Below are 25,425 nucleotides of genomic sequence, written 5' to 3'. Positions count from 1 at the left end.
TGAATTTGCTTTTATTATTATTCGACTGCATAAGCTCCAGTAATTCCCACTGTTTTTTCCACAACCTTAAATAACATAATACCTATTATTACATTTAATACAGCTGTTGGTACAACTACAGTTGTAAATAAAAGTCCGAATTTTTCAAATGGTATTCCACCAAGCATCATTAATACTGTTAAGAAAATACTCCCACTTATCAATGTCCCTACTGGTAACAATAAAGTAATTTGTTTTAGCTTACTTGCTTTTTCTCTTAATGGAATTAATACTAAATACATAATATTAGAAGTTATAATTTTATCTATTATATTAGGTAATTGACCACCTGGAGTTTTAGTAGTTAGTGCTGCAAATACCCCTACTATAATTCCACATATTAATGTAGTTTTATAATCTTTATTATATACTATTATTATAAATAGAATTGCTAATGATAAATCCGGTTGCATTGGTACACCAAGTAGCGGTGTTAGTTGATGTAATATTGCCCCTATTGCTATTAAAATTGAATTTGTAATCATTCTTTTTGTATTCATTATAAAAATCCCCCTTATTAATATTTATTATTCTTTGTTTCTATGTTAAAATCACTTTCTTTCATAACATAACTATCACGCTCCAATATAAAAAATATAAAAAAACATAAAAAAAACCGTCCTATAATTAATAGGACGGATATTATCCGCGTTGCCACCTAGATTGCATAAAAATGCCTCTCATTTCAGATACAAACATATCTTATTCGCTATAACGTGCGACTTACGGCTAAACTACTCTCAAAAGATTTCATATCGCTCCTCAAAGGCCCATTCATCATTAACTTCCGTGCTGAAATCTCACTATCTTCAACTCTCTTTGACATTGTATCATGATTACTATCCCTTTTCTTAGGATTTATATTATACTGTTATATTATACTCACAAAACTAATTTGTCAACATTTTTATTGAAGTTCTTTCCCAATTATATTTTTTATGTTCTCAAACATTCTAGGTTTACTAAAATAGTACCCTTGAACAACATCACATAATATGGTTCTTAAATACTCAACTTGAGATTTATCTTCAACCCCTTCTGCAACTACTTCTATTCCTAATTGATGTGATAAATTAATTATATTTTCTACAATACATTTACTTTTAGGATTTCTCAATAAGTCAATTACAAAACTTCTATCAATCTTTAATACATCTATTGGTAACTTGGTTAAATAATTCAAAGAGGAATATCCAGTTCCAAAATCATCTAATGCTATACTTACACCTAACTTTTTAATTTCTTCAAGAATTTTCACATTCTTATCAAAAGATTTCATAAGCATACTTTCTGTAATCTCAACTTCAATATATTTAGGGTTGATTTTATATTTCTTAATTAAATTTTTAAATTCCGATAAGACAATATCTTCCCTAAGTTGCATTTCTGATAGATTAACTGCTATTTTAAAATTATCGTTACCTTCGTTTAAGAGACATTTGGTTTTTTTAAATACTTCTTCTAAAACAAAGCTCCCAATTGGAATTATCATTTTTGAACTTTCTGCTATGGGAATAAACTCTGACGGACTTACATTACCAAATTCATGACTTTCCCATCTAGCCAAAGCTTCAAATCCATTAACTAAAGAATCATCTAGGGATACTTTAGGTTGGAACATAACATATAATTCATTATTCTGTAGTGCAGTTCTTAGGCCCTTTTGTAAGCTATAAACTCTATTCAGCTCAACCGAAAGATCATCGTTAAAAAAATCACATTCATTCTTTCCATTCTTTTTAGCTTCATACATTGCTGCATCTGCATTCTTTAATAGTGTATTATAATCTATTCCATGATCAGGTGATAAAGCAATTCCAATACTTGCTGTTAAATAGATTTTTTTTTCATCTACTATAGTAGGTTCTTCAAAAGATTTAATTATAATATTGCATAAAATTATTACTTCATGTATATCTGTTATATCAGGCTTAAATAACAAGAAAGTGTCTCCACTATATCTTGATACTAATATATCATTTGTGACTGATTCTAATATGCTGTGACCAACTTCTTTTAATAATAAATCTCCAAAATCATGGCCAAAGGAGTCGTTTACATACTTAAAATTATCTAAATTAATTATTATCATAGCTGCTCTTGCGTTATTATCAACTACATCTTTTAATAAATTAGTCACTGTATTTTTAAAAAAATATTTATTAGGTAATTCTGTAATTCTATCACGTTGAATAATTGAATTTATTGTTTTATTTACAATTGACTTACTCCAATTATTCATCCAGGAATCTATATTATTATATTCCTCATTTGAATTTCCAAATAAATAACTTGTTCCAATAAAATAATATTTAGAATTATTTTGTATTACTTTCCCAATAAGAATACATTCAACAATATTGTCCTTAGTATCTGTAATTCTGTATATTTGTTGTACTTGTTCTCTATTAATATAACTTTTCCTTAAATCTTTAGTAAAAAAACGTAACATATTTTTTTTATCTTCTTCATGAACAAACTTCATGAATTCCTCTAGAGTTTGATCTTTCACATTATATTTTTCTATAACGTCTGTTATATTATCATCAACTATTAATTTAGATTCTGATGGTTTCCAAATTATAGTGATTCCATTAATATCTGATGAATTTAATATTTGTTTATAATCTAATTCAAGTTCTTTATTAATCATGCACCTACAATCCTTCATACTATCTATAATTTATTTTTCTTTATTTATATTTTTAGATTTCTTATCAGCTATTAATGATGATATTAAAGCTGCTGTTGCTGCCATAACAGTGATTATTTTTCCTGTCTTTTTTAAATTCATATAACATCACCCTCCTACTATTTTTTTAATTTCAAATTATTTAAATTGATTTTCTACTTGATTATAATTATATCCAATATCTTTTAATCTATTTATAACCTCTTCTTTTGTTAGTTCTAAATCGTAACAAAGAACATCTAATGAAGAACAGTTATCTCTTAACTTCATATTAATTATGCTTAATAATATATTAGGATCAATGATTTTTTTAGACTTATCCGTCATTTTTCGCTCTTCCTTTTTATCCATATATTTAATTACAATATAACATACATTCCCAAATTAATAAATACTTTTAATTTATCTTAATGCACAATCAAAAAAATAACAAGTCCATTTGCCAGATTATTTCCCATCATTCTATGTCGCCAAATGAAAAATATTCATGGTAACTCTAGACTTGTCATTTATTTTCATGTGCCTAAAATCATTCTTCATCATAAAAATCTAAGTAAGAATGTTTAGTTTTACCTTTTTGCCATCCTAATATACCATCCATGCTAACATTTTCTGCCGATTTAAATATTGACTTTTCTACACCATCAGAGTTTTCCTTTAAAGTCTTAATTAAAGCCTTTATCTCATATCTCTTATTGCCTATTTTCTCCGCTGCAACCATACATGCACAATTTAATGGCCATATACCACTATTATTTATAAAGTTCTTTATATAATCCTCTTCAATATAATACATAGGTCTTATTAATTCTAAATTTTCAAAGTTTTTCGATTTAAATTTAGGTAACATGGTTTTGAAATTACCTGCATATAATACATTCAACATTGTTGTTTCAATTACATCATTATAATGATGTCCCAGTGCAAGCTTATTACATCCAAATTCCTGCGCCTTTGCATAAAGTGAACCTCTTCTCATTCTTGCACATAAGTAGCAAGGATAATCATTAGCCATTTTATCAACTACATCAAAAATACTAGACTCATATATATGAATTGGAATATTTAGATATTCACAGTTTTCTATTAATAACTTCTTTATATCTGGATGATATCCTGGATCCATAGCTAGAAATACCACTTCAAAATTAACTTGACCATATTTTTGTAATTCCTGAAATAGCTTTGCCATAAGTATGCTATCTTTCCCACCTGATACACCAACAGCAATTTTATCTCCTTCTTCAATTAAATTATAAGCTTTAATTGCTTTAATAAATTTTACCCAGATTTCTTTTCTATAGTCCTTAATAATACTTCTTTCAATATCTTTTAATGGCTTTTTTTCTCCATCTGGCATAATTATTGGGCAACCTTTTCCTGCAATTGTACTCATTACTCTACGTCTCCTATCTTAATGATATTTATATCAGCACTACAAATAGTAATTTCAATTTAATATATCTTTCTTTAAAGATTTTATAATGAACCCATGAGATTTACAAGTATTTTTATTGTTTAGTTTTCATGATAAGTTACTATTACCATTTTACAAAATTAATTTATATGTACATATATTTTTATAAATATTAAAAGTAATTTTTCCTTTAAATATCTAAACTTTACAGAATACATTTTAGATTTTTATTTTAAACTCTTATTATTTTCTTATTTTTATATAAAGAAACGTTAAACCTACTATAATATTTAAAATTCTCATTTATAATTAATATTAATGAGATTCGTAAGCTAATTAACAAATAATAAGAATATGGATGGTGATTATAATGATTGAAAAGAAAATATTATATAAAGATGTTTCAAGAAGAAAAATTTCTGGTGTCCTTGCAGGATTTTCTGATTATATTAATGGTGATGTTACTTTAATTAGAGTACTATTTATATTATTAAGTATAGCCTTTGTCCCAATTCCTATTATTATTTATTTTATATGTGCACTTGTAATGCCTGATAAACAAGATATATTTAATAATCCTAATCAATATTAAATAGAAAAAAATGTTCAACAAAATTTTTCGAAATAATTTTGTTGAACATTTTTTTTTATGTGATAAAATACTATTTGTCGGTATTCCTTTGGAAGCTGAACGGAAATTAATATATTATTATAGATTTTTCCGAATTATATCCACTATTACGGAATAAGAACGGAGGTATTTTATGGAAAGAAATTATATTAAACCAAGATTCTCAGTAAGACAAATGACAATGGTTGGAATGCTTTCTGCAATTTCAATTTTTTTAGGGCTAACAGGCCTCGGATTTATTCCAATTCCACCTGTAAGAGCTACTATAATGCATATTCCGGTCATTATAGGTTCAATTGTTGAAGGTCCCATTGTTGGAACTTTAGTTGGATTAGTCTTTGGATTATTTTCAATGTATCAAAATATCACAGCACCCGGCCCTACATCATTTATTTTTTGGAATCCTATAATAGCATTAGTTCCTAGAATCTTAATTGGACTTGTAGCCTATTATGTGTACATGCTAACTAAGAAAATTATTAAAAATCAAAGTATTAGCATTGCTGTAGCTTCAATATGTGCTACTTTAATTAATACTATAGGTGTTTTAGGTTTAACCTATGTCTTTTATTTAGAAAAATATTCAGCTATTCTTGGAATAAACCCTAACACAGCTGGACTTGCAATTGCAACAATCGGAGTTACAAATGGAATTCCTGAAGCTATAGTAAGTGCTGTAATTTCAGTTCCTGTCATAGTTGCAATTTTTAAAATAAAATAATAATAACTTTATAAAAACGGGGCTATGCCACGTTTTTATTTATAATTAACAGTTATATCCTTGTTGTTATTAATAAGTTCCGTATTGTGATCCACACTCTTTTTTAATGTGCGCGTTTTTTTAGATGTGAGTATTTTTTTGTAGGAGAATAAGTTCTTGGTTGTGCTGACGCACTTTTTTTATAGGTGTATATTTTAATAAATCTTCCAACTTTATTTCTTGAATATTTAATTCAGTTATAATATAATGTGTATAAAATCAAATAAATTTAATTATTAACTTTACTTTAGGAATTTTGTTTTTAATTAAATATTGAAATTATTTTTTTATTTTCATAATGAGTGATTGCTCACTTCATTTTTAGAAAGGAGTAAACTTATGCAAAACATGACTAATAAAATCACTAAAAATTCTCCTTGCATCAAAATAGAACATGTCAATAAATCCTTTGGCAAAAAACAAGTCCTTTTTGATATTTCATTAAATGTATCCTATTCTGAAATTTTAGGATTACTTGGACCATCTGGCTCTGGCAAATCAACTATTGTAAAGATGATTGCTGGAATTGATTTTCCGACCGGCGGAGATTTATATTTGTTAGATGAAAAAATGCCCAAACTTTCAATGCTTGATAAAATAGGTTATATGGCACAATCTGATGCCTTATATGATGAACTTACTGCTGAAGAAAATATAAAATTCTTTTCTTCTATGTACAAGCTTTCAAAGTCTAAACAAAAGCAAAGAATTTCTGAAGTCATGGAACTAGTAAATCTATCTGCTCATTTGAAAAAACAAGTAAAACAATATTCTGGTGGTATGAAACGCCGTTTATCACTTGCAATTGCACTTGTACACGAACCTCCTATATTAATATTAGATGAACCCACTGTTGGAATTGATCCTGTTCTTCGTAAATCCATTTGGGAAGAATTATATAAGTTAAAGAATAATGGCACCACTATTATAATTACTACCCATGTAATGGATGAAGCCGATAAATGTAACACACTTGGAATGATTCGTAATGGTAAATTGATTGCTATAGGCTCTCCTGATGAAATCAAACTTGCTTCCGGTTCAAATACTATTGAAGAAGCCTTTTTGTACTATGGAGGTGAATCAAAATGAGAATTAAAGCAATTATGATTAGAATTTTACTTCAACTTGCTCACGATAAAAGAACTATTGGCTTAATGATTTTAGCTCCAATATTAGTGCTTACATTAATGTCTTTTATCTTTGACGGCTCCAATTATCATCCAAAGATTGGAATAATAAATGCTCCATTAAACTTTGTGAACAAATTAGAAGATAATGATGCCAAAGTAATTAGATATACTGAAAATGACGGATATCTTATACTCAAATCCTCTGAAATTGATGCACTTATTAATTTTGAAGGTGGCATTCCTAAAATAGCACTTGAAGGAAGTGATCCTAGTAAAAATCAAGCTGTTATTAATCTTACACAAAAGGCCCTTTCTCTTTCAGGATTAACTCCAACTGTGAAACCAGATATAACTTATTTATATGGTTATGAAGATATGGCATCCTTTGATAATTTTGGTCCTATACTTATTGGATTTTTTGTATTCTTTTTTGTATTTTTAATAGCTGGAGTAGCGTTTTTAAAAGAACGTACTACTGGAACATTAGAAAGGATCCTTGCTACACCACTTAGAAGATGGGAAATTGTTATTGGTTATCTTCTTGGGTTCGGAGTTTTTACTATAATACAATCTGCTCTTATCGCATGGTTTTCAATTAATATTCTTGATATTATGATGATAGGTTCATTTTATTTAGTACTCTTTATAACTATCCTTACAGCATTAGTTGCTCTTACTATTGGAACCTTTATCTCAGCTTTTGCAAATAATGAACTGCAAGTAATTCAGTTTATACCAATAATTGTTGTACCACAAATATTTTTTTCAGGTCTCTTTGACTTGAGTACTATGCCTCCTTGGCTTCAATCCTTTGGACATTTTATGCCTTTATGGTATTCTGCTGATGCTCTTAGAAATATTATGATACGAGGTAAAGGCTTTAGTGATATTCTATTTGATGCCTTTATTTTAATATTAATATGCATAATCTTTACAATTGCTAATATTTTAGCTTTGAAAAAATATCGAAAAATTTAATCAAAAATACGAGGTGATAAAATTGAAATCAACAAAATCTTTAAAAGATATTATAAACGCAAGCAATATGGATAGTGATATGACTGAGAAACAAATAAATATACTTAGTGCAGCTATAGAACTTTTTTCAGAGAAAGGTTATGAAGCTACAGCTACTAGTGAAATTGCTAAAAAAGCTCAAGTCGCAGAAGGAACTATCTTTAGATATTATAAAACTAAAAAGGAACTTTTATTTGCTATTCCAAAGGCACTATCTAAAGTTTCCTTATTTGAAATTTTCCTCGAAGATTTTAATGAAATTTTAAATGATGAACATGATAATTTTGAGGATTTCTTAAGAAAAATAATCATGAATAGAAAAAAATTTGTCTCTGAAACAGCTCCTATTTTAAAAGTAATAATTCAAGAAGTTCCCTTTCACCCTGAACTTAGAAGTAAAATTTTAAATACAGTTATTTTTCCGTCTACTGAAAATGGTATTTCTATTATTGAAAAATTTAAATTAAAGAACCAAATTGTTGATATGCCAAGTACTACTATTATAAATTTAATAATTACTTCTATCTTTGGTTACCTTTTTGTGCACTATATAGCTTTGCCTGAATTACCAGAAAATGAACAAGATTTAGAGTATTTAATTCAATATATTTTAAACGGAATTGGTCAAAATAGCACTCTAAAAAATACTCCGAGATAAAAAAAGCAGCTATGCACATATAAAAAGAGCAGCTATGATGCAATCCGGAACTTTTCTGCAACCAAGAACTTTTCTCCTCTAAAAATTTTATGTAGCAAAATTGATGAACACTGAATAATTAATGGCGAATGGTTAAGGAGTGATTATATGAAAAAATTATTTATGTGCAGCTTGCTTATTTTGTTTACGACTACTGGCTGCTCTTCAAATTCTAATATACTAACTTTAAAGGGAGATATTCAAAATAACATTATATCAGCAACCTCTACTATTTCTGGAAAAATTACAGAAATGAAAAAGAATCAAGGAGAAGTAGTCAAAAAAGGTGATACTATTGCTATTGTGGATAATACTAATCAAAAATATGTTGTTGATCAAATGCAGGCAGCTTTAAATATAAAGAAGGCTAAACTTGAGGAATTACAAATAGGAACTAGGCCTGAACAAATAGAACAAGCTGAAGCTCAAGTTCGTGCCAGCAAGGCTCAATTAGATCTTTTAACCTCTGGTAATAGAAATGAACAAATAGAAGTAGCTAAAAATGAAGCTTCAATTGCACAAGATGCTGTAAATTCAGCACAATCAACATATGATTATGTAAATACTCAATATAAGAATACAGCTCAACTATATGAAAGTGATGCAGTATCAAAAAGTGTTTTAGATGATGCAAAACTAAAATTAGATACAACAACAACGCAGCTTTCCTCTGCTAAATATAAGTTTGAAAGTGCTAAACAACAATTTCAATTATTAGAAGAAGGCTCAACTTCTCAAGCCATTGATGCTGCTAAAGCAAACTATGATGCTGCAAACGCTCAATTAAGTTTGCTTAAGAATGGCTCTACAAAGCAGGCTATTGCTGTTGCCCAAGCTGATTTAGACCAAGCTACTGCTCAATTAAACCAAGCTCAAAATACTTTAAATAATTGTAATATTACTGCTTTAAATGATGGAACCATAATAAGTAAGAATTTGGAATTGGGGGATGTAGTTAATATTGGAAGCGACATTGCTGATATAGCTATTTCAAATGATGTATATGTTCTCTGCTATATACCAGATGAATACTTAGATAAAATCACCTATAATCAATCATTAAATGTAACAACATTAAATAATGAAACCCAATCAGGTTCTATTAATTATATTGCCTTAAAGCATGAATATACACCAAAAGACAAGCAATCAACTTCTGATAGTAAACATATGGCTACTAAAATTAAAGTTGCTATAGATAGTAAAAATGGTTCATTAAAATCTGGAATGACCGCTGAAGTTCACGTTCCTTTAAAATAATATAAAACCATGCATTTACAAGGAATATTCCCTATAATGCATGGTTTTGTCATATTAAAATTTTTTTTAAGTTCCACAGTCCATTTAATCTTTTATGATTTCATTGGTAATGGAACTGGTGTTATAAGCATTTCATCGTCTACTCCATGAATTCTGACCTTTGAACCATAATTTAATTCACCTTTTATTATCATTCTAGCAAGCTTATTTTCTAATGTATTTTGTATATATCTCTTAAGCGGTCTTGCTCCATAAACTACATCATAACCTTCTCTTGCCATTATTTTCTTAGCTTCATCTGTAACTTCTATTTCTATATTCTTATCTTTCAATCTCTTTCCTACATCTCCTAAGAATATATCAATTATCTTTTTAATTCCAATTTCCGACAATGGTTTGAACATTATAATATCATCAACTCTATTTAAGAATTCTGGTTTAAACCTTGATTTTAATACATTAATCACTTTGTTTTTTATATCATCATCAACATGCTCCTCATTTTTGTTTTCTAACAGATACTCACTTCCAATATTTGAAGTCATAATTATTATTGTATTTTTAAAATCTACTGTCTTGCCCTTATTGTCTGTTAATCTACCATCATCAAGTATTTGAAGAAATATATTAAATACATCTTCATGGGCTTTTTCAATTTCATCAAAAAGAATTACACTATACGGATTTCTTCTTACAGCTTCTGTTAATTGACCACCTTCATCATATCCAACATATCCTGGAGGTGCTCCAACTAATCTTGATACTGAATGTTTTTCCATATATTCTGACATATCAATACGAATAATATTTTCTTCAGAATCAAATAGATTTCTAGCTAATGTCTTAGCTAATTCTGTTTTACCAACTCCTGTAGGGCCTAAAAATATAAATGATCCTATAGGTTTATTAATATCTTTAAGTCCAGCTCTAGCCCTAAGTATTGCATTAGTTACAGCTTCAATTGCTTCTTCTTGACCTATTACTCTCCTTCCCATATCATCTTCTAATCTTAAAAGTTTTTCTCTTTCACCTTCAATTAGATTAGTTACTGGGATTCCTGTCCATTTAGAAAGTATTTCTGATACTTCTGCTTCTGTAACTTCTTCTTTTAATAAAGCACCTTCGTAATTTTCCTTTACTTCAAGTTCCTTTTGTTTAATTTCTTCTTCTAATGCTGGTATTTTACTATATTGAATCTCTGCTACTTTATTGTAATCAAAGTTTCTTTGTGCGATTTCTATTTCTCCTCTTGCTTCATCTAACTCACTTTTTAAAGTTTTTATGGCTGTAATATGTTCTTTTTCTTTTGTATATTTTGCGGTCATTTCATCATTTTTTTCTTTTAATTCAGCAAGTTCTTTTTCAAGATCGCCTAACCTATTTTTTGACCCTTCATCTTTTTCTTTAGACAAAGCTTCTTTTTCTATTTCTAATTTAAAAATCGTTCTTCTTATAACATCAAGTTCTGTTGGAAGTGAATCAATTTCTGATCTTATCATAGCGCCAGCTTCATCAATTAAATCAATTGCTTTATCAGGCAAAAATCTACCTTGAATATATCTATCAGAAAGTTTTGCAGCTGCGACTATAGCCGAATCGTGAATTCTTATTCCATGATGAATTTCAAATCTTTCTTTTAATCCTCTGAGTATTGCTATTGTATCATCAACTGTAGGCTCATCTATGATTACAGGTTGGAATCTTCTCTCTAATGCTTTATCTTTTTCAATATATTGTCTATATTCATCAAAAGTCGTAGCACCAATACAGTGAAGTTCACCTCTAGCAAGTAATGGCTTTATTAAGTTTCCAGCATCCATAGCACCCTCAGCCTTACCTGCTCCAACAATAGTATGAATTTCATCTATAAATAATAGTATTCTTCCTTCACTACTTTGAACTTCTTTTAAAACTGCTTTTAATCTTTCTTCAAATTCACCTCTATATTTAGCTCCAGCAATTAGTGATCCCATATCAAGTGAAAATATAATTTTATCTTTCAATCCTTCTGGAACATCACCTCTAACTATTCTTTCAGCTAAACCTTCAATTATTGCTGTTTTACCAACACCAGGTTCACCTATTAATACTGGATTATTCTTTGTCCTTCTAGAAAGAATCCTTATTGTTCTCCTTATTTCTTCATCTCTACCTATAACAGGATCAAGCTTATGCTTTTTAGCAAGATCAACTAAGTTTGTTCCATACTTAGCTAAAGCGTCATATGTCCCCTCTGGATCTTGAGTTTCAACTCTTTGACTTCCTCTAACCTCCGACAAAACTTTCAAAAAACTATCCTTGGTTACATTATATTGTTTTAATATCTTAGAAACTTGACTATTTTTATCTACTTCCATAATAGCTAACATTAAATGTTCAACACTAACATATGAATCTTCAAATTGCTTTGAAATTTCTTCAGCTTTAATTAATACTTCGTCTACTTTTCTAGTTATATATACATTACCAACACCTTCGCCTAAAACCTTTGGCATTGAATCTAGTTCTTTATTTATTAAATCTTTTATACTCTTTATTGAGATACCCATCTTAGTGAAAATATTTGGTACCAATCCATCATCTTGTTCCACAAGAGCAGAAAAAAGATGCATTAAATCAATTTGTTGATGATTAAATTTAACTGCTGTGACATTTGCATCATTTAATGCTTGTTGTACTCTTAATGTCATTTTATCAATATTCATACTTGTTCCTCCTCACATTTATAGCTCTATTTACTTTTTTATTAAGCTCTTGGTTATGCTTAATGAGTCCTTAATTATATAATAATACATAGGTCAAAGAAAGTCAAAGTGTATTTGACTTTTATATATAATTTTTTATTAATTAATATGTATTTTATAAATTACATATTAATTTCATATATATATAAACTCCTGTTTAAAAACTTGTTGTTTTGTAGTAAAATGTTAGTATAATTATCTATTTGCTTTCCATTTTTAAATTATTATAGATTGAAAATACTAAACTTTTTAAAAGAGGTGATTTTATGAAAATAAATTCTATTATTAAACAAAGTTTTCATACTATTAATGTGAATGATCCAATAGATAAAGCTCTAGATATGATGGATAAATTTGATATTAATGGTATGCCAGTAGTAAATGACAAAGACGCCTTAGTCGGAATGATTGTTAAAGCTGATATATATAGATTTATGATTCACCCTGGTCATTATGTTAGTTGCCCTGTTGAATGGGTTATGTCTAAAGAAGTAATACTTGCTCAATCTGATGAAGATTTATTGGTTGTAGCTAATAGATTACGAAAAAATGATATTATCTCTATGCCTATAGTTGAAAATGATAATATTGTAGGTGTCATAAGTATTGAAGATTTATTAGATTATTTTATCAATATAGATTAAAGACTTTAGGCACAATCAAAACATGAATAAAAAAAATAGAAGGATACTTGTTTTTACTTTTTCAAACAAATATCCTTCTATTTTCATATCTTCTTATTTAGCTTAGTAGTTACTATATTTTCTTATCTACTGCCAATGCTAAATTAAAATACTTTAATGAATCTGTAGCCATTCCAAGGTTATAATAAAGATTTCCCATATCTATATATCTATTTTTTCTTTCATCTCTTGTACCAAATTTAAATAATGAATCTAACGATAAATTCATATATTTTTCTGCTTCAGCATACTTGTCCATTTTTTGAAGAATCATTCCTTTTAGGTAATATGATTTTTCAATTAGCTTTATATTGTCTGTAATAATCGCCATATTTAATGCTTCTTCTGTAATTTTATAAGCTATTTCATATTCTACATTATCAATTAATATTCTAGTACAATAATTTAAGAATTCTACATTTTTTTCTATATTGTCTTGTGGGAATATTTTAATTCCATTTTCTATTTCTGCAATTGCCTTTTCCTTTTCGCCTACCTCAAAATAATATTTTCCATAGTTTCCATGTGATAATGCTAATGAAATAGGATTATGTTTTTGATATTCAAATGCTTTCTTTTTATATTCCTCTGCATAATCTTTCTTCAACTTAATACATACAGTAGCATAAATATGATATATTTTACCTTTACTCTCATCTGTTTTAAGTTTATCAACATATCCTATAATGTCTGATAAAATACTATATGCTTCTTCTGTTTTTCCTAGATTCTGATAACCTAATGCTTCATTATAACCTATTAAGCAATATTCCGCTTTATCAAATTTTTCTTTCTTTTGTTGACACATTTCTCTAAGCTTACTGTAATATGATATAGCCTCTATATATTCTCCATTTTGTGAAAGATATATTGCCATATCTTTGAAATATGTAACTGTATTTTCTTCTGTATTATTTCTTTGAAATAAATCATAGTATTGAGAAACTATCAATTGAATATTTTCCGCCTTATTTTCTTCCACATAATAATAAAATAATATATGTATTAATTTAAATGCTAAATCATAGTATTTATATTTTAGTGCATAACTTAAATTATCTTTCAGCTTACTTTCCGAATCATTATCACATGAAATATTCTTTTTTATCGTTTCTAAATTATTTAATATTTGTTCATAAACATCTTCTATTAAATAATTAAAATCTATTTCAATTTTTTCTGATATATATTTAAGCAACTCCTTATCTGCCTTAATTTTGCCATTTTCTATACAACTCATTTTAGCAATAGAAATTTTATTTTCGCATAGTTGCTTTAATGTAATTCCTTTGAATATTCTAGCCCTTTTTATTTTTTCGCCAGTAGATAGTATTTCCAATTATATCACCCATTTACCTCTTAATTTTTTAATTTTTCTGCCTCATTAAATAATTGTATTCCTTGATTCAAATAGTATGAGGCTTCCTCTTCTTCCTTCTTATCTATAAAGTATTTTCCAACTCTCATAGCTAATTCACCGGCTTTAGCTAGTCTTCCACTATTTTTTGCCAACATATATGTATCAATTAATACGCTCTCTGCTTGTTCCATTTTTTCATCAATATTAAATATAGTATATTTAATTAATTTACATTCAATTTTTCTGTCAATATCATTTTCTTCAATACTGTTTTCAATATTTTTTAATAACTTACTACATTCTTCAGTATTTTTCAATTTTAAATGATTTTTACAAATATCTATCAATATATCATTTATATAGCCCACATGATTTTGAGCACTAACACTTTTTGATATTTCATAATGCTTAAGTGATTCTTCCAAATGCCCTAATTCATAGAATAATCTTCCTAAATTATGTTCTATATTAACTATACCTTTGTTATATTGTATTTTTTTATAAACTTCCAACGTTTTCTTTGAATACTTTATAGCATTTGGCAAATCACCCTTTTTATTAAAATCTTCAGCTAAACAAAATAAGTTTTTTGCATAATCCTCATCATTATATATTTGTTCAAATCTACTCTTTGCTAGATATGAATATTTTAATGCTAAATCTAACTCTTCTATATTATAATATGTTCTAGCCATATTATAATGTATTTCACCCATTAGAAAATCATCTACAATATTATTATCTAAATATACTTTTTCAGCTTGTTTCAAATAACTGCTAGCTGAATGATATGCTTTTAGTTCTAAAGCTACATTAGTTAAATGTAAAAAAGTTTTTATTATTTTTTCATAATTATTATTTTTAATAAAAATTACATTTGCCGACAAAAAAATCTTTTGTGCCATCGGAAAATCTGTCTTATACATATATGATTTTGCTGTTATGAAATATATAATTGCTTTTCTATATTCTAAGTTATATTTTTCACAATAATATAAAGCATTATCAATATATCTTTGTCCTTTTTCATAATCACCTTGCAATATACATGATTCTCCTACTTGTTCATAATAAAGACTAATTTTTTCTGCTTGGCTTTCTTCTGATTCCATTAAATATTCGACAGTTGTATTTAATGCATCTGCTAAATATTCTAATAAGTCAACTGAGGGGTTTGAGCGCCCCGATTCAACTAAGCTTATTTGTCCTGGAGTTATTCTGTCTTTAGCCAAATCTTTTAAGGTCATATTTAATTGTTTTCTTTTTCTTTTAATTTTTTCTCCTAATGATAGAATTTCCATTTCTTCAATCCTTCTCTATTCAACAAATTATTTAATTAAGTTAATATAATTTCCTTAATTATAACATAAATTCATAAAAAACTGCATAAAAATATAAATGCTCCCCAAATTTTATATAATTTAATTTTTTTATCCATTTTTACACTAAAAATTATAAGCTCAAAATATTTTCTTACATTATTTGTACATAAATTAAAAAGATATGAAATTAATTATTAAAAAATTTATTTCATATCTTCTCATATTAAATTAAATTCAAAATTTTATGAAAACGTTAATAAGACAATATTTATCTCATCCAATCTTGCATGCCACTATAAGTAGCTTCAGCCATATTTCTCATTTTTCTTCCTGCTCTTTTCATTGTTCTTTGAGTACTTCTGTCATACATTGGCATCATAGCCATTTCAACAGCTACTCCAATTAAAATTCCTGCCATCATTCCTTTTGAAAATCTTTGCATAATTAACACCTCTTTAATATTAATTTATTTTCTAAATATAGATTGTGCAGAAATTAAAAAGTTATCCAAGTTAATTTTTTCTACATTTATTATCTATTTCAAACTTAGGAATCTGAAAGAAAATAAATAATAACTAAATGTGCTAGTTATAAACATTCAAAAAATAATAATTCAGCATTCTAGGCAATTTTTTGCCTTATTTATTATGACTTAGTAAATATAAAATAAAGCTTTCTTTTTGCTTACTTAGTAGTTTTGAAATCACCTTTTTTCCTTCTTTGTAATTAGTTTTATATAAATTTACAATTTGTTCAAATCTAAATTCATCATCAATTTGATCATTTTCATTTGTTGTTTTATCAATTTCTATAACATCTATACTCTCATCAATAAATTTATTCTCACCACTTATTATTATATTATTAGCACAATTAGGCGCTATGCTTAAAATTTCAGCTTTCACTTCATTATTAGCAACTTCTATAATATTTTTATTAAGCCATTTTTGAACTATTTTATCAGAAGTTATGCCTAAACATTGCTTACATTTTTCATCCACAAGTTCGTTAAATAAATCTCCTGTATGACTGTCCACTTTAACAAATATAACTTCAATTCCAGAACTCATTAATTTTTGCATTTTATCATAATATTCCATAGATGACTCTTCTTTCCTATCCCAAGCACCAGTTGCATGATGTGCTATGCCTTCATAATCATGAAATAAAACTATCTTTGTCCTATTATTGCTTGAAGCATATTCAACAGCTCTAACAGCGCCCTTAAGCTCTCCTGCAACTTGTCTTACATTCTTTTCTGATGTATCCTTCGCAGCATTACTTTCTATGTATTCTACAACATTATTACTAACACAAACTACACCATAAGAATATCTTCCATCAGAAGAATTATAACTACCATCGACATAAGCATGAAGGCAATCTTTAGGATACTTGTTATCACTTTTTTTAAGCATTCTATTTCCTTCATTTAGATATGCCTTTGCATCATCAATACTTTCAAAGCTCTTATATTTAGCTCCTTTTACGCCTTTTACATATTTTAAACATTCGTCCCAAGTATTAACTATAATATTTTCTACTTTCTTATTGTTCTTAACATCAAATCCACATTGTATTGCATAAACTTTCTTTGCCATTGCTTTGTTCCTTTCTTCTTCAGATCCTTATTCATCTATATTATATCCAAATATCACAAGTTATTTTACAATGTAGACAATTCTCTCACTACATCACATAATTTACTTACATTTCTAGCCCCTGTAAAATCAACTAAATATTCAACTCCATTTTTTAATACTAAAAGTAACTCATTTTTACCTTGCCAATTTTCTATTATTATGGCTAATGGCACATCTGCAAGAACTTTGTTTAAAGCAAAAAATGCAACTCCAATATCATCAATTGCGCCTATAAATGGTATGCTACTCGGTATTATATCTGTAGGAATTGCTATGTATGCAATAGCTGCTGACATTATTAACTTAGTTTTCAAAGGTACTCTTTTATCTCTAAGTAATCTATAAATTAGAGAAATTACATCTGGTAATATAAATATATATTCTTTATATTCCTTAACGCTTCTTGGTAGCTTGTCCTCTAAAATCTCTCTTCCTCTAGAATAATTGTCTTGAGTCTTATTTACAATTTCTAATTCAGCTATATTGTCTTCATTTTCTTCCTTAACTTCTTCTGCTTCAACTTTCTTTATTAATTCTCCGGCTATTGAAATATTAACATTACTAGCTTCAACCCATAATTCTGATCTCTTCATAAAAATCTCGGTAATATTTAGCTCGACATAAGGCACACCTTTAAGTAACGTATTTATATTAATTATTACTTTATCCTTTTGGCTCTCTATTCCATATTCCTTGAATGCTTTTGCTAGCTGCTTTAGTGCAAAACTTCTTAGAATTCTAAAAATTCCAAGATTTAGAATTTTAGCTTTAACAATTCTAGCTACAATTATATTATGAGCACACTCGATTAATTCTACTTTTACAAAAAAATCTATCTTTATTCCCTTTTTAAGACTTCCTTCTAATATTATTCCATCTTCAATAAATACATTATTTAAAATCAATCCATCAACTTTAACAAACTCATTAATAATACTTAATATGTCACTCCCAACTAACTTAACATTAACCTCTGATATGTTCATAACTCATTCTCCTTTTAAGAAAAATTCTACTTTTTTATATTTAAACATCTTAATACTGTTGTTTACAATTAAAAACATTATTTGCCTAATTATAATTAAAAGTATACATTATTTTTATCAAATGATAAAGCTAAAGAAAAAATCCCTTACAAGCATTTGATGTACTTGTAAAGGATATTTTACCTAATTAAATTACATATATTTTTTATTCTATATTTCATTAAAATACTGGAATTACTGCTCCACTATATTCCTTTTCTATGAATGCTTTAACTTCTGGTGAAGTCAATGCTTTATATAAAGCTTGAATTTTTTCTTGTTTTTCATTACCTTCTTTTACAACAACTATATTTGCATAAGGCTTAGCAGCTTCTGAATTCTTATCTTCAATTATAATTGCATCTTTTGTTGGATTGAATTTAGCATCTATTGCATAGTTACCATTTATTACAGCTGCATCAACATCATCTATTGCTCTTGGAACTGCTGCCGCTTCTAATTCGCTAAACTTTAAGTTTTTTGAATTTCCACCATCTTGTATTATATCCTTTGGTGTAACTAATTCACCATCTTTAATTTTTATTATTCCCTTACCTGCGAGTAGTTTTAATGCTCTAGCTTCATTTGATGGATCATTAGGAATAGCAATTGTAGCTCCATCTTTAAGTTCATCTAGGCTCTTAATTTTCTTGGAATATAACCCCATTGGCTCTAAGTGAACAGCTCCTACTGAAACTAATTTAAATCCTTTTGATTCATTTTGTTCCTTCAAATAAGGCATGTGTTGGAAGAAATTCGCATCCAACGACCCCTCTGATACCGCAGTATTAGGTTGAACATAATCATTGAATTCAGTTATTTCTACTGTATATCCTTCTTTTTCAAGTAATGGTTTAGCTATTTCTACTATTTCCTTATGTGGTTTTGGTGTTACTCCAATTTTTATTACCTTGTCATTTTTAGAATCTTTACTTCCTGTATTAGTTCCAGACCCACAACCTACTAATCCGAGTGCCACTATTCCTGCTAAAACTACTGATAAAATTGATTTCTTTTTCATATTTTTTCCCCCTATTTTGATAATTTATTATAAAAATAATTTCCTAAAAATTGTAGTCCTTGTACTACTATAATTAAAATAATACACGTTACTATCATTACATCTGTTTGGAATCTTTGGTATCCATAGCTTATTGCAACTTGACCAAGTCCTCCACCTCCAATAGCCCCTGCCATTGCTGAATATCCAACAATACTTATTATTGTTAAAGTTATTCCTGACATTATTGAAGGAACTGCTTCTTTAAGCATGACCTTAAATATAATTTGAAGATTTGATGCTCCAAAAGATCTTGCTGCTTCAATCACACCTTTATCAACTTCTCTTAATGATGCTTCTATAACTCTTGCAACAAAAGGTGCTGCTGCAATTGTAAGTGGAACCATAGCTGCTTCTGTACCTATAGATTTGCCAGCAATTAATCTAGTTAAAGGTATAATTATTACCATCAATATAATAAATGGAAAACTTCTTAATGTATTAACTATAAAATCTAAAATATTATAAATAATTTTATTTGGCTTTAATCCATCATTGGCAGTAATTGTTAATATAATTGCAGGTATAAATCCTAAAATAACTGCAAAAGTAGTTGATACAAAAACCATTTCTAACGTTTCTATTAAAGCTTTTCCTATTATCTCATTCATTATTCAATCACCTCCAATAGAATATCCTTACTTTCAAGGTATTTTATAACCTTATCCTTATCTTCTTCTTTTATATTTATTACAAGTCCCCCTAGTATGTCCTCTCTAAATTTTTCAAGTTTTCCCCAAACTATTGAAAAATCTATTTCAAGTTCTCTAGCCATTTTAGTTATAAGTGCATTTTCTGAAGAATTGCTTGGAAAAAATAATTTAATATTAACTCCATCATCTGGTAACAGTTCATCTTCTTCCCCTAAAAACTTTTTTAATGAAGTTCCAGGTTTTAAAAATAAATCTTCTGCTTTTCCTTCTGCCTTTATTTCTCCTCCATCTAATAAAGCAACCCTTTCACAAACTTCTTTTATAACTTCCATTTGGTGGGTAACTACTACTATTGTTATACCTAATTCTTTATTGATTTTAGAAAGTAAGGCTAAAATATCTTTTGTTATTTTAGGATCTAATGCTGATGTTGCTTCATCACAAAGTAATATTTTAGGATCTAATGAAAGCGCTCTTGCTATGGCTACTCTTTGTTTCTGCCCTCCACTTAGTTCTGATGGCTTGCTTAATCTTTTGTCTTCTAACCCAACTAACTTAAGTAAATCTAACACCTTCTCTTCTATTTCACTTTTATTGTAGCCCCATATATCAAGAGGAAGTGCAATATTATCAAAAACATTTTTTCTTTTCATAAGATTAAAGTTTTGAAAAATCATTCCTAAATCTTTTCTAAATTCCCTAAGACTTCTACCTGTTAATGAAGAAACTTCTTTCCCCATTACATTAATAGATCCTCCATTATACGATTCAAGTCCATTTATACATCTAAGCAGTGTAGATTTCCCTGCTCCACTATGTCCTATTATCCCATAAATTTCGCCTTCTTTAATGCTTATTGATACATCTTTTATAACTTGTGTTTCACCAAAACTTTTAATTACGTTTTTAATTTCTATCAAAACACTTTTCCTCCTTTGACATTGTTTCCAGATAACTAAAATAAAAGCGCTAGAGAATAAATCTCTAGCGCTTAATACACTATACAAATTTATCTTCTCATCTGTCAGCTAAAGCTGCTGGAATTAGCACCATACAAATATCGATAAAATAACCAACATTTCGGTTGCCGGGTTTCACAGGGCCAGTCCCTCCACCACTCTTGATAAGATACACGATTATTTAATTTAGTTTCTGACATGATTATATAAGCATTTTTTTCATTTGTCAATATCTAAAAAATAACCATAAATTTCTCAATCCTTAGTATTGTCATCGGATTAGTTTTATTATATATACTTATTAATAATATTGCAAGTATTTTTATAAATTATTATGATTATCATAATTTATCTTAAGTTTTGCGTACAGAAACGTTATTTAAGCCTGAAAACTTCATCTCAATATTCTTGATTCCATATGTTTATATCAATTCCATTTCACATTAAAAACTTAATTTCATAGAAAAAGAGATGCTATTATATAGCACCTCTTAATCCTACAATACAATTTTTCTATTTTTTAAGCTATCCATTCTCCATTTGAGCCTAATGCGTATCCATCAGCTGTAATGGTATTGGAAGCCATTGAACCATCTCCGTTTAAGTAGTACCAATTGTTATTAGTATTTACCCAACAACCAGTAGACATACTTCCGTCATCATTTAGGAAATACCATTTTCCATCCACTTGATTCCACATTATTTGCATTACTCCTGTTGAATCCATTAGATACCATTTCCCATTGATTTCATTCCATCCACTAACAGCTTTTCCATCTTTCATATATTTCCAAGTTTGTCCTTCATTTTTCCAAGTTCCTATGCTACTTGTTACTTGATTAACCATTCTTTTAACATCTACATTTGATATTGTGTTTTTATCATTTTTATCTTTATTAGATTTACACCAATCTATAAAAGTATCTCTTATTACAACATGAGTATCATTTGCAATATTTAATCCACCGCATTTTCTAAATGCAGTAAATGAATCTCCACCTTGAGCTACAAAATCTGGAACTGCTACAGATAATCTTTCAGTATCATTAATTGCTGTTCCGTCTTCTCTTATTATAGACTTAACTCTTTGCCCCTCTGTAAGACTTGAGTCATAAGTAAACTTAATTCCAGATACTTGTAACCCCTTACTTTTATCTGCAACTGCTTGCTCTAAAACTTCTTTTAATTGAGCCTTTGTCATATTTAATTTATAAATTGTATTATCAAAAGGCATAAATTGCCACATTGTACCTACTGTAATATCGCCTTGTTGTATATCTATTCTAAGTCCTCCATTATTTTGAAAACCAACATCAGCATTAACTGCACTTCTTGTAATATCAGATGCCCAATTACCCAAAACTGATGAACCATATGGAGATTCATCTAATGTTCTTGTTAAAATTTTATCTTTATTATATCCTATAACTACCTTTGTCATTGGATCTATTTCCTTATTAGCCTCATCTACAATCTTATTAATAGAACTATCTGCTTGTGGATTACTAGCTTTATATCCATTCTCATTATCTAAAGCTATATAGCTAGCTGTAAGACTTGGTACATCGAATATAATTTTCTTGTCACTAGTGATTTTAAATTTAGCATCTATATATCCCTTACCATTAGAAGCTGCAATATAAACTGGAATATTAGTGGTTTTAGCTATTGTAGCAGTTTTAGTATGACTATGTCCGCCAAACACTGCATCTACATTTTTAAGATTATTGGCTAAATCAAATAATGGTCCTGTAGCATTATCACCTTTATCTCCCTCATGTACTAACGCTATTGTAACATCTGCCAATTTATCTTGCTTGATTTGTGCTGCAACCGAATTAATTTCATTTGCAAGGTCCTTAAATTCAAAATCTTTTACATATTTAGGTGTTACACTAGTTTCTGTTTCACGTGTTATTCCACCAATAATTGCAATTCTTAAGCCATCTTTAGTTATAATTTTATATGGTTCAAATACTCTCTTACCAGTTTCTTTACTATAAAGATTACTACAAACTATTGAATAAGTTGCATCTTTCATAGTTGTATTTATAGTTGTATCTAATCCCCAATCAAATTCATGATTTCCAAGGGTTGTTATTTCCATGCCAATTTGTGACATAACTTTTTGAACTGGAACCCCTTTCATAATGTTGGATACTGCAGAACCTTGATATAAATCTCCGCCCCCAAAAATTAGTGTTCTATCAGAATTAGATTTTTTTACATTACCTATTCTATCTGCTAAAACTCCTGCAACTGGATTTCCTGATGAATCTTTCAATGTTCCATGAAAATCTGTTATCTCAATAATATCAAAAGTTTTTTCATTCTCTGCAGCATATCCCATTACTGGAAAAGCTGTAAATAATGTAATTGCTAAAAACAAGCTAGTTAATAAAGCTATATTTTTTTTAGCTCTTAATAAGTTTTTCATTATAAATCCCCCCTAAATTGATTATTATCATGATATACATGAACTTTTTATAGGTCTAAACTACTTTTTTTGTGTATTACCTGTTACTATGTTCCAGTTATTTGAACATTCTGGTTTAATTTCTCCATGCTTTTGAATATAATTTGTCATCAAGCTTCTTACTTGTCCATCATCTCCAAGAGCTTTACCTGAGTCATAAGTTACAATGCTTGGATCAGTACTACTTAATCCTATAGCTTTCATGAAGCCTCCACCACCATTGTATCTATAGTTATTAATTGCAACTGTAAATTGATCTGAATCTTTTACTTCTATACCATTAACTTTTAAATTCTTTATTCTATTTCCTGAAATTACTTTTCCTGTTGTCTTATCAACTGTACATGCTGGTTGTGTTAAGTCTATATCATATGTGGTACCATATAATTGGTCCAAATTGTAATCCGGAACATTTAGTATTGAATCTTTAGCTACTGTTGTATTACCACCTGTTGTTTGAGCATAATATCTAGCCGAATATTCCATCCAATCTTTTACTTGCTTACCGCTCATCTTTACTCCATATAAGAAGTTTTCAAATACATAAACTGACATCATATTTTTAATTGTAATATCACCTTTTGGTATATATGCACTTGAACTTAAAGGAGCTGCAATTGATAATTGTGTACCTGCGCTTTCCTTTTGAACCTTATTAATTAACTCCATAATTGCTGTAGGATTATTTGTTTGTCCGCTTCCTGTAAATTCTCCAGTTGAAGTTCCAATCTTTGTGTCTACATATTTTAATGTTGTATCTTCATAAGGTTTAATTAAACTAACTATTTCTTGGTCTTCTGGTATAGTCTTATCAATATCAACATTCTTTGTTGCTATTCCAGAAAGCTTTCCATTAGCATCAATATTTATATCAACTTGTGCAAGACCTGTAGCTCCTTTAGTTGATTCAACTATTGGAACAATCTTACCTTCTGGGTTCTTTTTAGTTAAGTCATTTGTTTTTGTGTGAGCATGACCTGCAATAATTGCATCTATACCACTAACTTGTGTTGCTATTGCATTAACTTCATTTTCAGGCAACACATCTGCCGCAGTTTCTTGACCACTATGTGCTGAAACTATAACAACATCTGCACCCTTACTTTTTACTTCTTTAACCCATTTTTTTGCTTCATCTACAAGATCATTAAATTGTAAACCATCATAATGTTTTTTATCTTCCCAGCTAGGTATACATTTATTTTCTAATCCTATAACTGCAACCTTTACTTCTTTATCATTAACCTTAAAACTCTTTATTATATAAGGATCAACAAAATTTGTTGCATCTTTCTTATATATATTAGCTCCAAGTACTGATATTCCTTCTGACTTATAATCTTTAATTACTCTATTTAATACGTCTAAACCATAATTAAATTCATGATTACCTAATGTCCATGAGTCATATTTCATAGCACCCATTACTTTTGCTGTAGGATACTCTGTTTTTGTATCTAAAATGTCATAATAATATGAAAGTGGAGTTCCTTGAATAGTATCTCCATTGTCAATTAACATAACATTCTTATTATTTTGTCTTACACTTTTAACATATGATGAAACTTTAGCTAACCCTTGATCCTTTGCTGGTGCTTTCCCTGTTCCATAATCATAATTTAAAACTGTGCCGTGTACATCAGTAGTTGCAAGTAATGTTATAGTATTACTTCCATCTGCTGCATATCCCCTAACTGGAACAGCTGTAAATAATGTTATGGCTAAAGATAAGCTAGTTAAAAAAGCCATACTTTTTTTTGCTCTTAATAAATTTTTCATTATAATCCCCCTTATATTATCATGTTATAAATATGTTTCCATAATATGAATTGTATACCATTACTTCTTAAAATT

Annotated in this window: 21 protein-coding genes, 1 pseudogene, 1 riboswitch and 1 other annotated feature; of the genes and pseudogenes, 7 read left to right on the top strand and 15 right to left on the bottom strand. The window is 28.4% G+C overall.

Annotation, left to right across the window (positions count from 1 at the left end; all coding sequences use genetic code 11):
- Window positions 1-17 precede the first annotated feature (17 nt).
- From psyc5s11_RS04935 to psyc5s11_RS04920, 4 genes are all read right to left on the bottom strand, one after another.
- Window positions 18-539 (bottom strand): tryptophan transporter, encoded by a 522-nt coding sequence (locus psyc5s11_RS04935; RefSeq protein WP_224036523.1) that lies wholly within the window; start codon window positions 537-539, stop codon window positions 18-20.
- Between the two features lie 128 nt (window positions 540-667).
- Window positions 668-901, bottom strand: a binding site (T-box leader).
- 45 nt (window positions 902-946) lie between these two features.
- The gene (locus psyc5s11_RS04930) at window positions 947-2,692 is read right to left on the bottom strand and encodes a putative bifunctional diguanylate cyclase/phosphodiesterase (RefSeq protein WP_224036522.1); all 1,746 of its coding nucleotides are present in this window, start codon (window positions 2,690-2,692) and stop codon (window positions 947-949) included.
- Between the two features lie 177 nt (window positions 2,693-2,869).
- Window positions 2,870-3,082, bottom strand: a complete 213-nt coding sequence (locus psyc5s11_RS04925; RefSeq protein ID WP_224036521.1) for a DUF4250 domain-containing protein — start codon at window positions 3,080-3,082, stop codon at window positions 2,870-2,872.
- A 178-nt stretch (window positions 3,083-3,260) separates the two neighbouring features.
- A complete protein-coding gene (locus psyc5s11_RS04920; RefSeq protein ID WP_224036520.1) occupies window positions 3,261-4,127 on the bottom strand; it encodes a tRNA 2-thiocytidine biosynthesis TtcA family protein in 867 nt (288 codons plus the stop codon).
- 391 nt (window positions 4,128-4,518) lie between these two features.
- Here psyc5s11_RS04920 and psyc5s11_RS04915 point away from each other — a divergent pair, with 391 nt between their 5' ends.
- From psyc5s11_RS04915 to psyc5s11_RS04890, 6 genes are all read left to right on the top strand, one after another.
- Window positions 4,519-4,740, top strand: coding sequence for a PspC domain-containing protein (locus tag psyc5s11_RS04915; RefSeq protein ID WP_224036519.1), 222 nt, complete (start codon window positions 4,519-4,521; stop codon window positions 4,738-4,740).
- 172 nt (window positions 4,741-4,912) lie between these two features.
- Window positions 4,913-5,500: an ECF transporter S component gene (locus psyc5s11_RS04910; RefSeq protein WP_224036518.1), complete on the top strand. Its 588-nt coding sequence runs from the start codon at window positions 4,913-4,915 to the stop codon at window positions 5,498-5,500.
- Window positions 5,501-5,878: 378 nt separating this feature from the next.
- On the top strand, window positions 5,879-6,631 hold the full coding sequence (locus tag psyc5s11_RS04905) for an ABC transporter ATP-binding protein (RefSeq protein ID WP_375541986.1): 753 nt from the start codon (window positions 5,879-5,881) through the stop codon (window positions 6,629-6,631).
- A complete protein-coding gene (locus psyc5s11_RS04900; protein ID WP_224036517.1) occupies window positions 6,628-7,650 on the top strand; it encodes an ABC transporter permease in 1,023 nt (340 codons plus the stop codon). Before psyc5s11_RS04905 ends, psyc5s11_RS04900 begins: the two co-directional genes overlap by 4 nt.
- A 22-nt stretch (window positions 7,651-7,672) precedes the next feature.
- Window positions 7,673-8,347, top strand: a complete 675-nt coding sequence (locus tag psyc5s11_RS04895) for a TetR/AcrR family transcriptional regulator (protein ID WP_224036516.1) — start codon at window positions 7,673-7,675, stop codon at window positions 8,345-8,347.
- A gap of 147 nt (window positions 8,348-8,494) precedes the next feature.
- Window positions 8,495-9,646, top strand: coding sequence for an HlyD family secretion protein (locus psyc5s11_RS04890; protein WP_224036515.1), 1,152 nt, complete (start codon window positions 8,495-8,497; stop codon window positions 9,644-9,646).
- Between the two features lie 92 nt (window positions 9,647-9,738).
- Here the strand turns inward: psyc5s11_RS04890 and clpB are convergent, their stop codons facing one another.
- Window positions 9,739-12,351, bottom strand: a complete 2,613-nt coding sequence (gene clpB, locus psyc5s11_RS04885; RefSeq protein WP_224036514.1) for an ATP-dependent chaperone ClpB — start codon at window positions 12,349-12,351, stop codon at window positions 9,739-9,741.
- Window positions 12,352-12,656: 305 nt separating this feature from the next.
- Here clpB and psyc5s11_RS04880 point away from each other — a divergent pair, with 305 nt between their 5' ends.
- The gene (locus psyc5s11_RS04880; protein ID WP_224036513.1) at window positions 12,657-13,034 is read left to right on the top strand and encodes a CBS domain-containing protein; all 378 of its coding nucleotides are present in this window, start codon (window positions 12,657-12,659) and stop codon (window positions 13,032-13,034) included.
- 112 nt (window positions 13,035-13,146) lie between these two features.
- Here psyc5s11_RS04880 and psyc5s11_RS04875 read toward each other — a convergent pair whose 3' ends face one another.
- The 10 genes and pseudogenes from psyc5s11_RS04875 to psyc5s11_RS04830 form a co-directional block, all read right to left on the bottom strand.
- Window positions 13,147-14,412 (bottom strand): helix-turn-helix transcriptional regulator, encoded by a 1,266-nt coding sequence (locus psyc5s11_RS04875; protein WP_224036512.1) that lies wholly within the window; start codon window positions 14,410-14,412, stop codon window positions 13,147-13,149.
- 20 nt (window positions 14,413-14,432) lie between these two features.
- A complete protein-coding gene (locus psyc5s11_RS04870) occupies window positions 14,433-15,734 on the bottom strand; it encodes a helix-turn-helix transcriptional regulator (protein WP_224036511.1) in 1,302 nt (433 codons plus the stop codon).
- Window positions 15,735-16,023: 289 nt separating this feature from the next.
- A complete protein-coding gene (locus psyc5s11_RS04865) occupies window positions 16,024-16,197 on the bottom strand; it encodes a YtxH domain-containing protein (protein WP_224036510.1) in 174 nt (57 codons plus the stop codon).
- A gap of 196 nt (window positions 16,198-16,393) precedes the next feature.
- Window positions 16,394-17,356 carry a ribonuclease H1 domain-containing protein gene (locus tag psyc5s11_RS04860; protein ID WP_224036509.1) on the bottom strand — a complete coding sequence of 321 codons (963 nt, stop codon included), beginning with the start codon at window positions 17,354-17,356 and terminating at the stop codon, window positions 16,394-16,396.
- 65 nt (window positions 17,357-17,421) lie between these two features.
- Window positions 17,422-18,384: a YkvA family protein gene (locus psyc5s11_RS04855; RefSeq protein ID WP_224036508.1), complete on the bottom strand. Its 963-nt coding sequence runs from the start codon at window positions 18,382-18,384 to the stop codon at window positions 17,422-17,424.
- A gap of 220 nt (window positions 18,385-18,604) precedes the next feature.
- A complete protein-coding gene (locus psyc5s11_RS04850; RefSeq protein ID WP_224036507.1) occupies window positions 18,605-19,444 on the bottom strand; it encodes a MetQ/NlpA family ABC transporter substrate-binding protein in 840 nt (279 codons plus the stop codon).
- 11 nt (window positions 19,445-19,455) lie between these two features.
- A complete protein-coding gene (locus psyc5s11_RS04845) occupies window positions 19,456-20,094 on the bottom strand; it encodes a methionine ABC transporter permease (protein WP_224036506.1) in 639 nt (212 codons plus the stop codon).
- Window positions 20,094-21,056, bottom strand: a complete 963-nt coding sequence (locus tag psyc5s11_RS04840; protein WP_224036505.1) for a methionine ABC transporter ATP-binding protein — start codon at window positions 21,054-21,056, stop codon at window positions 20,094-20,096. The genes psyc5s11_RS04845 and psyc5s11_RS04840 overlap by 1 nt, the downstream gene beginning before the upstream one ends.
- Window positions 21,057-21,150: 94 nt before the next feature.
- Window positions 21,151-21,266: riboswitch (SAM riboswitch) on the bottom strand.
- A 349-nt stretch (window positions 21,267-21,615) separates the two neighbouring features.
- The gene (locus psyc5s11_RS04835) at window positions 21,616-23,532 is read right to left on the bottom strand and encodes a 5'-nucleotidase C-terminal domain-containing protein (protein ID WP_224036504.1); all 1,917 of its coding nucleotides are present in this window, start codon (window positions 23,530-23,532) and stop codon (window positions 21,616-21,618) included.
- 60 nt (window positions 23,533-23,592) lie between these two features.
- Window positions 23,593-25,242: pseudogene (locus psyc5s11_RS04830) on the bottom strand (bifunctional metallophosphatase/5'-nucleotidase); the annotation flags it as partial.
- Window positions 25,243-25,425: the final 183 nt, after the last annotated feature.

It is taken from the genome of Clostridium gelidum (genome assembly GCF_019977655.1).
Classification (GTDB): Bacteria; Bacillota; Clostridia; order Clostridiales; family Clostridiaceae; genus Clostridium; species Clostridium gelidum.
This window is presented reverse-complemented; position numbering and strand designations above follow the sequence as displayed.

Coding starts and splice junctions, on each gene's coding strand:
- psyc5s11_RS04915 (WP_224036519.1), top strand. CDS start 4,519: ATGATTGAAAAGAAAATATTATATAAAGATGTTTCAAGAAGAAAAATT.
- psyc5s11_RS04845 (WP_224036506.1), bottom strand. CDS start 20,094: ATGAATGAGATAATAGGAAAAGCTTTAATAGAAACGTTAGAAATGGTT.
- psyc5s11_RS04900 (WP_224036517.1), top strand. CDS start 6,628: ATGAGAATTAAAGCAATTATGATTAGAATTTTACTTCAACTTGCTCAC.
- psyc5s11_RS04865 (WP_224036510.1), bottom strand. CDS start 16,197: ATGCAAAGATTTTCAAAAGGAATGATGGCAGGAATTTTAATTGGAGTA.
- psyc5s11_RS04880 (WP_224036513.1), top strand. CDS start 12,657: ATGAAAATAAATTCTATTATTAAACAAAGTTTTCATACTATTAATGTG.
- clpB (WP_224036514.1), bottom strand. CDS start 12,351: ATGAATATTGATAAAATGACATTAAGAGTACAACAAGCATTAAATGAT.
- psyc5s11_RS04935 (WP_224036523.1), bottom strand. CDS start 539: ATGAATACAAAAAGAATGATTACAAATTCAATTTTAATAGCAATAGGG.
- psyc5s11_RS04850 (WP_224036507.1), bottom strand. CDS start 19,444: ATGAAAAAGAAATCAATTTTATCAGTAGTTTTAGCAGGAATAGTGGCA.
- psyc5s11_RS04925 (WP_224036521.1), bottom strand. CDS start 3,082: ATGGATAAAAAGGAAGAGCGAAAAATGACGGATAAGTCTAAAAAAATC.
- psyc5s11_RS04835 (WP_224036504.1), bottom strand. CDS start 23,532: ATGAAAAACTTATTAAGAGCTAAAAAAAATATAGCTTTATTAACTAGC.
- psyc5s11_RS04910 (WP_224036518.1), top strand. CDS start 4,913: ATGGAAAGAAATTATATTAAACCAAGATTCTCAGTAAGACAAATGACA.
- psyc5s11_RS04890 (WP_224036515.1), top strand. CDS start 8,495: ATGAAAAAATTATTTATGTGCAGCTTGCTTATTTTGTTTACGACTACT.
- psyc5s11_RS04870 (WP_224036511.1), bottom strand. CDS start 15,734: ATGGAAATTCTATCATTAGGAGAAAAAATTAAAAGAAAAAGAAAACAA.
- psyc5s11_RS04930 (WP_224036522.1), bottom strand. CDS start 2,692: ATGATTAATAAAGAACTTGAATTAGATTATAAACAAATATTAAATTCA.
- psyc5s11_RS04855 (WP_224036508.1), bottom strand. CDS start 18,384: ATGAACATATCAGAGGTTAATGTTAAGTTAGTTGGGAGTGACATATTA.
- psyc5s11_RS04920 (WP_224036520.1), bottom strand. CDS start 4,127: ATGAGTACAATTGCAGGAAAAGGTTGCCCAATAATTATGCCAGATGGA.
- psyc5s11_RS04905 (WP_375541986.1), top strand. CDS start 5,879: ATGCAAAACATGACTAATAAAATCACTAAAAATTCTCCTTGCATCAAA.
- psyc5s11_RS04860 (WP_224036509.1), bottom strand. CDS start 17,356: ATGGCAAAGAAAGTTTATGCAATACAATGTGGATTTGATGTTAAGAAC.